Here is a 2,459-nt window from a genome sequence, read left to right as displayed (position 1 = left end):
GTGGGGCTTCTATTATTGTGATGGACAATGGAAAATGTTTTAAAAAACAAGGAGAGTGATATGGATGTTTCCAGTACAAGCAGGAGAAGGGTTTCCATTTGCAGGAAGATTGGTCAATGTATCAAATACAGAAAAAGGACTATTTATTCCAATCCCTTTTGATATGTTAAGGGATGCAGGAATAACTGAAGGTTCACAGGTAGAGGTATGGGGTTTAATTGATGGTACTGTTTCGATGCGAATTGCAACTAAATGTCAATTTTGTGGACGCGGTGCGAGATTATATGACTTAGATATGGGGCCAGTAAAAAGACAAATTTGTGCAGAGGATTACTATAAGTTAACAGGGGTATATCCTCAAGGATTAGAAAAGCTAACAACTGAAAATACAACGCAAACAGAGCAGCCATAAGCTGGTCTGTTTTTATTATCTAAAAAGGAGAGGAAAAGATGGATCGTATTGATTTATTATTAAAAACCTTTATTGCCACTTTCGGTGGCTTCTGTGGGTATTTCTTGGGAGGATGGGATGCAACATTGAAAATCTTAGTAACGATGGCAGTTATTGATTATCTAACTGGCATGATTGCAGCAGGATATAACGGGGAATTAAAAAGTAAAGTTGGTTTCAAAGGCATCGCCAAAAAGGTGGTGCTTTTTCTTTTGGTCGGAGCAGCAGCTCAATTAGATGCAGCGTTAGGAAGTAATAGTGCTATTCGTGAAGCGACAATTTTCTTCTTCATGGGTAATGAATTACTTTCACTTTTAGAAAATGCCGGACGAATGGGTATTCCGCTTCCGCAAGCTTTAACAAATGCAGTTGAGATTTTAGGCGGTAAACAAAAACAAGAAGATAGAAAAGGAGATGTTAAGTAATGGGACAAATTATTGATATTTCAAAATGGAATGGTGACATTAACTGGCCTATAGCAAAGCAATACATTGATTTCATCATCGCTCGTGTACAAGATGGTTCAAATTATGTAGATCCATTGTATAAAGGATATGTACAAGCCATGAAGCAACATGGTATTCCTTTTGGTAACTATGCATTCTGTCGCTTCGTTTCTGAAAACGATGCACGAATAGAAGCTCGTGACTTCTGGAATCGTGGAGACAAGAACGCGACAGTCTGGGTTGCAGATGTTGAAGTAAAAACAATGAATGATATGAGAGCGGGCACACAAGCATTTATTGATGAACTGCGCCAATTAGGTGCTCAGAAAGTTGGTTTATACGTTGGTCACCATATGTATGCTCCGTTTGGTATGGCAAATGTAAAATCTGACTTTGTTTGGATTCCTCGTTATGGCGGTAACAAGCCAGCTTATCCATGCGATATTTGGCAATACACAGAGACAGGTAATGTACCTGGTATCGGTAAGTGTGATTTGAATCAATTGATTGGCAGTAAATCATTATCTTGGTTTACAGGAGAAAAACACCTAGAACAAGCTATTGCCAATGGTGGCTATCAATACGTTAAATCTGGTGGATTTGGCATTTCACTGGTTCAGGAAGTCGTAAATGCTATGAATGAGCGTGGAACAAAAGGGAAGGTTGTCTCTGATCCATTAACTGGTTTAGCTTACTTACAAACTGAAGTACTACCTAATGGCGAGCTTGATAAGATTACAGCTTGGATGGATGAAAGAAACTGGTGGTACGAGTACATTAAAAAATAAACATTGAAAGCTATCCTGTTGGGTGGCTTCTTTTAATTTATATTTACTAATTCATCATATCTAAACTAAGTATTTAAACCGAAAGCATCCGTGCAATATAAAGAACACGATTTAAAAGGAAAAACTTACTACATTACGACTTATAACGTCTATATTTCTATAAAATAAAAAATGGCCAGCTTATAGGCTGGCTCTTTTTTATGGATGATATACTCCCTGAGCGTAATGATAAACTGTTTTTTCATTTGCTTTTGAAATCGGATTAGTTTTGTTAGGACCATTGTAATAACCAAGAGTCACAATATCGTAGTAGTGTGTTGATCTTGAAGCCCAGAAAGAATAATTCCCCTTACCACTAGGCATTTCCACTGAACCTTCAAATGCGCCATTTGCTCCTACAGTACATAAAATATCTTTTTTAGCAAAATTTAGTGCGCCATCGAAGTAAATGTAAAAAGTTGTACCAGCAGGTACTGCTTGTCCATTTGCGTCATATGCATATCCTTTGAATGTTGTGTTTTTATATGCGTAAACTCTATACTTTTTACCTTGCCCATAGTCGATATACTCATTGTTTCCGATGTTAGTAATTTGTACTTTGTCGACAAGTGGCGTGTTTTCAGCTGCACTTGCATTATTGCTTGGTAAAATAAAGCCAAATACTACTAATCCAATTAGCATAAGTGAAGTTAAAATTTTCTTCATAATCACATCTCCTATAATATTTTTTACACCCTAAATTTTACAGGGGTTAAATGTAAATTGCAACATTTG

Annotated in this window: 4 protein-coding genes; 3 read left to right on the top strand and 1 reads right to left on the bottom strand. The window is 36.8% G+C overall.

What is annotated here, in order from left to right; translation table 11 throughout:
• The first annotated feature begins 64 nt into the window (after positions 1–64).
• Genes ACQGSG_RS28275 through ACQGSG_RS28265 form a run of 3 tightly spaced genes read left to right on the top strand, consistent with a single transcriptional unit; the run spans position 65 to position 1,685 of the window.
• Positions 65–412: a hypothetical protein gene (locus ACQGSG_RS28275; RefSeq protein WP_098604684.1), complete on the top strand. Its 348-nt coding sequence runs from the start codon at positions 65–67 to the stop codon at positions 410–412.
• A gap of 38 nt (positions 413–450) precedes the next feature.
• Positions 451–876, top strand: a complete 426-nt coding sequence (locus ACQGSG_RS28270) for a phage holin family protein (protein ID WP_098604685.1) — start codon at positions 451–453, stop codon at positions 874–876.
• A complete protein-coding gene (locus tag ACQGSG_RS28265) occupies positions 876–1,685 on the top strand; it encodes a GH25 family lysozyme (protein WP_098604686.1) in 810 nt (269 codons plus the stop codon). Before ACQGSG_RS28270 ends, ACQGSG_RS28265 begins: the two co-directional genes overlap by 1 nt.
• A gap of 198 nt (positions 1,686–1,883) precedes the next feature.
• Here ACQGSG_RS28265 and ACQGSG_RS28260 read toward each other — a convergent pair whose 3' ends face one another.
• Positions 1,884–2,390 (bottom strand): hypothetical protein, encoded by a 507-nt coding sequence (locus tag ACQGSG_RS28260; RefSeq protein WP_016118526.1) that lies wholly within the window; start codon positions 2,388–2,390, stop codon positions 1,884–1,886.
• Positions 2,391–2,459 lie beyond the last annotated feature (69 nt).

The organism is Bacillus sp. GMa5/1 (genome assembly GCF_050172015.1).
In the GTDB taxonomy this organism is placed as follows: domain Bacteria; phylum Bacillota; class Bacilli; order Bacillales; family Bacillaceae_G; genus Bacillus_A; species Bacillus_A cereus.
This window is presented reverse-complemented; position numbering and strand designations above follow the sequence as displayed.